The sequence below is a fragment of the Actinoplanes sp. NPDC048791 genome, from assembly GCF_040650095.1.
GTDB lineage: Bacteria > Actinomycetota > Actinomycetes > Mycobacteriales > Micromonosporaceae > Actinoplanes.
The window spans coordinates 1-4,874 of sequence record NZ_JBEZGQ010000657.1; the positions used below are offsets into that span (position 1 = coordinate 1).

General features: G+C 71.1%; 5 protein-coding genes. 3 read left to right on the plus strand and 2 right to left on the minus strand.

Features of this window, described 5'->3' with window-relative positions; translation table 11 throughout:
* The 3 genes from AB0C29_RS33795 to AB0C29_RS33805 form a co-directional block, all read left to right on the plus strand.
* Positions 1-486: enoyl-CoA hydratase-related protein (locus AB0C29_RS33795; RefSeq protein WP_360828945.1), on the plus strand; the 486-nt coding region annotated here is incomplete at its 5' end.
* A gap of 25 nt (positions 487-511) precedes the next feature.
* The gene (locus tag AB0C29_RS33800) at positions 512-1,372 is read left to right on the plus strand and encodes a hypothetical protein (RefSeq protein WP_360828948.1); all 861 of its coding nucleotides are present in this window, start codon (positions 512-514) and stop codon (positions 1,370-1,372) included.
* 124 nt (positions 1,373-1,496) lie between these two features.
* Entirely contained in the window at positions 1,497-3,149 is a 1,653-nt protein-coding gene (locus AB0C29_RS33805; RefSeq protein WP_360828951.1) for a PAS domain-containing protein, read from the plus strand.
* Between the two features lie 5 nt (positions 3,150-3,154).
* On the opposite strand, the gene AB0C29_RS33810 is transcribed toward AB0C29_RS33805, so the two are convergent.
* Both AB0C29_RS33810 and AB0C29_RS33815 read right to left on the minus strand, forming a co-directional pair.
* The gene (locus AB0C29_RS33810; RefSeq protein ID WP_360828954.1) at positions 3,155-3,814 is read right to left on the minus strand and encodes an HAD-IA family hydrolase; all 660 of its coding nucleotides are present in this window, start codon (positions 3,812-3,814) and stop codon (positions 3,155-3,157) included.
* A 649-nt stretch (positions 3,815-4,463) separates the two neighbouring features.
* A partial coding sequence (locus AB0C29_RS33815; protein WP_360828957.1) for a transposase occupies positions 4,464-4,874 on the minus strand: 411 nt, incomplete at its 5' end.

Here is a 4,874-nt window from a genome sequence, read left to right on the forward strand (position 1 = left end):
GGCCCGGCCCGCGCGGGCGGGCTGGGCCTGATCGCGGCGGCCGACATCGCGGTCTGCGCCCGTACGGCGACGTTCGCGTTCTCCGAGGTACGCCTGGGCGTGATCCCGGCCGTGATCAGTGCCACCGTGCTCCCCCGGCTGGCTCCTCGGGCCGCCGCCGAGCTCTATCTCACCGGCGACGTCTTCGACGGGGCCCGCGCGGCCGAGATCGGGCTGGTCACGGCGGCTGTCGAGGCGGAGGGGCTGGACGCGGCCGTCACCGCGTACACGGAATCTCTGGTCCGGGGTGGCCCGCTGGCCCTGGCCGGCACCAAGCAGTTGCTGCGCCGCCGGCCGGCCGAGACCGTGCGCGCCGACCTGGCCGAGCTGTCGGAGCGCTCGGCCGGCTACTTCCGGTCGGCCGAGGGCCGCGAGGGTGTCGCGGCCTTCCGCGAGAAGCGCCCGGCGTCCTGGGTGCCGGCGACGCAGGAGACGGGCACTCGTTGATTACTCTTGTCCCCCGACGGAGGGAGTGTGCGTGCGCCGAAAGCCGGTAGTCGTGGTCGTTCTGCTCGCGCTCCTCGGCGCCCTCGGCGTGGTCGTGGCCGTCAACTCCGTCGGCGGCAAGATCAAGCTTCCGCAGCTCGGCCCGGAATGCATCGTCCGGGCCGACGGCGAGGTCGCGCTGGACCTCGTGCAGATGGCCAACGCGGCCACGATCACGGCCGTCGGCCTGCGGCGCAAGATGCCCGAGCGGGCCATCATCATCGCGCTGGCGACCGCGTTCCAGGAGTCCAAGCTGGAAAATCTGGACACCGGCGACCGCGACTCGGTCGGGCTGTTCCAGCAGCGCCCCAGCCAGGGCTGGGGCACGCCGGAGAAGATCCAGGACCCGAGGTACGCGGCGGGCAAGTTCTACTCGGCCCTCAAGAAGGTCAAGGGCTGGCAGAAGATGCGGGTCACCGACGCGGCCCAGAAGGTGCAGCGGTCGGCCTACCCGAACGCGTACGAGAAGTGGGCCGACGAGTCCACCGTGCTCGCCACAGCGCTGACGGGCCGGGCCACCGGCGCAGTCGAGTGCACGGTGAGCGGCGAGCCCGCCCTGCGTGGAGCCACGGCCGCGGCCGCACTGGCCGAGGGCATGCGCCTCGACTGGGGCAAGGGCCTCAACACCATCGAGGCGACCCAGAGCGGCGGCCTGACCGTGGCGGTCAAGGACGTCAACGCCGGCTGGCGGTACGCCCACTGGCTCGTCTCGCACGCCAGCAGCACGGGCGTGGAGCGGGTCCGCTTCGCCGACCGGGAGTGGAACGCACCCGACGGTAAGTGGCAGCCCGTAACCGGCGGCAAGGGCGCGGGCAACGACACCGTGATCGCCGAGGTCTTCAGCTAGGCGATCAGCCTTCATATTCACGTTTATTCATGCCCGCAAGAGTCACGATCACGATGTTGCCTGGTCATAGCGCTGCGTATACATCGACGTGGACAGACAGCGACCGGACTGGTACTAGTTAGTCGTGCTCCAAGCCATCGAGTGGATCCATCTGGGAGCCGTCGGCGTCGCCGCGATCATCTTCGGGATATGCCGGCACAAGCCCGCCCGGATCGGGCCCTGGCTGCTGCTGACGGCGTCCGTCGTCGCGGTGGCCATCGGCGACATCCTGCATGCCCTGCACAAGTACGCGGCCGCCGACATCGCCTACCTGGCGATGTTCGCGCTGGTGGCGCTGTCGCTGCTGCAGCTGACCCGGGCCGGCGCGATCCTGATGGACCGGGCCCGGGTGATCGACCTGGTGGCCTTCGCCTGCGCGGCGCTGCTGGTGATCTGGGTCTTCCTGATCGGTGGCAGCAGCTGGCTGGGCGGGATAGCACCGGAGGACATGCTCGGCGCCCTGCTGCTGGTCGGCATCTGCGCCCGGCTGATCGTGGCGGTCTGGTTCAACTGGTCGGCGGTGCTGCTCGGCGTCGGGGCGCTGGGCTGCCTGGGCAGCGACATCGCCTACTCGCTGGCGCCGAGCTCGTGGTCCGAGGCCGGCTACATGCTGCTCTACCTGGCCTGGGGCGGCGCGGCGCTGCACCCGTCGATGGTCCAGCTGACGACTCCCCTGCCGATGCGGCCCAAGCCGTGGCAGGGCCGCTGGGCGACCCTGCTGGGCCTGTCGGTGGCCACACCGCCGCTGGTGCTGCTCATCGAGGCGCTGCAGGGCGAGGTCCGCGACGGTGTGGTGATCGCGGTGGCGGGCGCGCTGACGGTGGTGCTGGCCTTCACCCGGCTGGCTGACTCCGTGACGCAGAACAGCCAGGCCCTGACCCGCGAACGCGTACTGCGCGAGGCCAGCGCGGCGCTGGTCGCGGCGGCCGACGACGCCGCGGTCGACGAGGCGGTCCGCACGGCGGTGACCCAGCTGCTGCCACCCCACGACGTGCAACGCATCGTCTTCGCCACCGACGACCGCCAGCTCACATTGCAGGCCCTGCCGGCGGCGGCGACCAGCCCCCGCCCGCGCAGCTGGTGGCTGGACGACGAGAAGAAACCCGGAACGGACCCGGCCGACGGGACGCTGGTCTGTCCGCTGTGGCTGGAACCGCTGGCAGTGGCCCGCCCGAGCGGCGGTGCGCTGGTGCTGGCGGGCCGCAAGGACATGCTGATGGTGAGCCGCGACGCCCTGGAGGTCCTGGCCGGCCAGGCGGCGCTGGCCCTGGACCGGATCTCCCTGGTGGAGGCGGTGGGCCGCCGGGACAGCGACCTCTACCTGCGGGCGGTGATCCGCAACACCGCGGACATCATGCTGGTGATCGACGAGGACCAGCAGATCCGGTACGCGAGCCCGGCGCTGCACGAACTGATCGGCGAGAAGGAACTTCCCCCGTTCGCGAAGCTGCCGGACCTGGTCCACCCGGACGACCGGGGCCAGATCCGCCGAGCCCTCCGCGACGAGGGCGACGGGGTGGTCTACTGCGCCCTGCAACGGGCGGACGAGACCCAGGTGATGGTGGAGGCGACGTACCGGGACCTGCGCGAGGACCGCCTGGTCCAGGGCTACGTGGTGACGATGCTCAAGGTGACGAAACCGCAGGACCCGGTGGAGCAGGTGCCGCACCTGGAACACGTGGACGAACTCCCGGCGTGGGTGAACCGCCGCAGCGCACAACACAAGTTCCGCTACTGAATCCGCTACGGAACAAGCTCGCTCAGCGAAGCGATCCACCGCGTGGCGGGCGGCGCCGTCCCATCGGGGTCCCGGACCAGCGTTACCCCCTGATAGCCGAGCCGGACGGCCGCGGCGACAAGCTCAGGATCATCATCAACGAAGAGGCAGTCGGCCGCCGAAAGCCCGAGCGCGTCACGGCCGGCGCGGTACATCCGCGGATCGGGCTTGCGGCACCCGAGAACGGCCGAGATGACCAGGGTGACGAAGAAGTCCCGCAGCCCGAGCCGGCGGAAGAGGTCATCGAGATCCGGCCAGGCATCCGAGACGACAGCCATTGCGACCCCGTCGGCATGCAGCCGGGCAAGCACGTCCCGGACCTCGGGGTAGGGCTCGACGGGCAGGCCGGCGGCTGGTCGTTCAAGCTCGGCGAGCAGCTCGGGGGTGGGGGCGGCGATGCCGAGGGCTTGGAGGATGACCCGGTGGTAGTCGGTCCTGTCGGCGGTGCCTGAGGTGCTGTCGAGCAGCGCCTGGCCGGCGGCGAAGGCTGAGGGTAAGGATGAGTCCGGGATGCCGGGGACGTGACGGGCCAGGACCTGCTCGAAGTCGTACCGGGGGTTCCAGCGGCCGCCGACGGGTCCGATGAGTACGCCGCCGGCGTCGAGCAGAAGCCCCCGGACAGCCATCGGCCCAACCTAGCGAGCCTGTCGCGGACGGCGCAGCCCCGCGGTCCATTCAGCTCGGTCCTCTAAGCGGGTCTCGGGTGGAGCTTGGGCTTGGGCCGGAAGCCCGGGGCTGAGGGGTGAAGCCCGAGGTGGAGGGCAAGCCAGCCGGACGACCAAGCCCGCCTGGGAGTGCATGCCCGAGTGGAAGGCCCGGGGCCGACTGGAAAGCCGGAGCCAGCTGCACGGCCGGGGCCGGCTGAAAGGCCGGAGCCAGCTGCACGGCCGGGGCCGGCTGAAAGGCCGGAGCCAGCTGCACGGCCGGGGCCGGCTGGAAAGCCGGAGCCAGCTGCACGGCCGGGGCCGGCTGGAAAGCCGGAGCCAGCTGCACGGCCGGGGCCGGCTGGAAAGCCGGAGCCAGCTGCACGGCCGAGGCCGACTGGAAGGCTGGGGCCGACTGCAAAGCCGGGCGGCTGCAAGGCCGGGCGGCTGCAAGGCCGGGCGGCTGGATGGTGGATCTAGGTGAATTCGAGCTCGACTCGGGAACGAGCCCGCGGTTGAGGGCGAAGCCGAGCCGAAGGCGAAGCCCGAATGCGCGCGAAGCGCGCGGAGGGTGACCAAGCACGGACATGGCAGGGAGCGAAGCGACCGGTCTCGGCGTGAGTGCCCTGTGTCAACCAACCGGTTGTGGATCTTGTTGGAGGAGGGTTTGCAGGGCGCGATGTTGGGCGGGGTCGTAGGGGGTGTGGGTGGTCCAGCATCGGTAGATCACGGTCAGCCAGGCACGGGCCAGGATTCTGACGGCGTGGTTGTGGTTCTTGCCGCGGGCGCGTGCTTGTTGGTAGAGATGGCTGGCCCAGGGGTTGGCTAGGCGGCTGTCGCCGGCGAAGTCACAGACCGCGTCGCGCAGTTGTTTGTCGACGGCCCAGCGGAACGCGACGATGCGGGTGTGACCGGACTGCCGGGTTGACGGGGTGACCCCGGCCAGCCCGGCCAGGGCGGCCGCGGTCGGGAACCGGGCCCGGCAGTCACCGATCTCGGCCAGGAGCCGGGCCGCGCGCACCGTCCCGGCTCGCGGCAGAGA

Coding starts and splice junctions, on each gene's coding strand:
- AB0C29_RS33810 (WP_360828954.1), bottom strand. CDS start 3,814: ATGGCTGTCCGGGGGCTTCTGCTCGACGCCGGCGGCGTACTCATCGGA.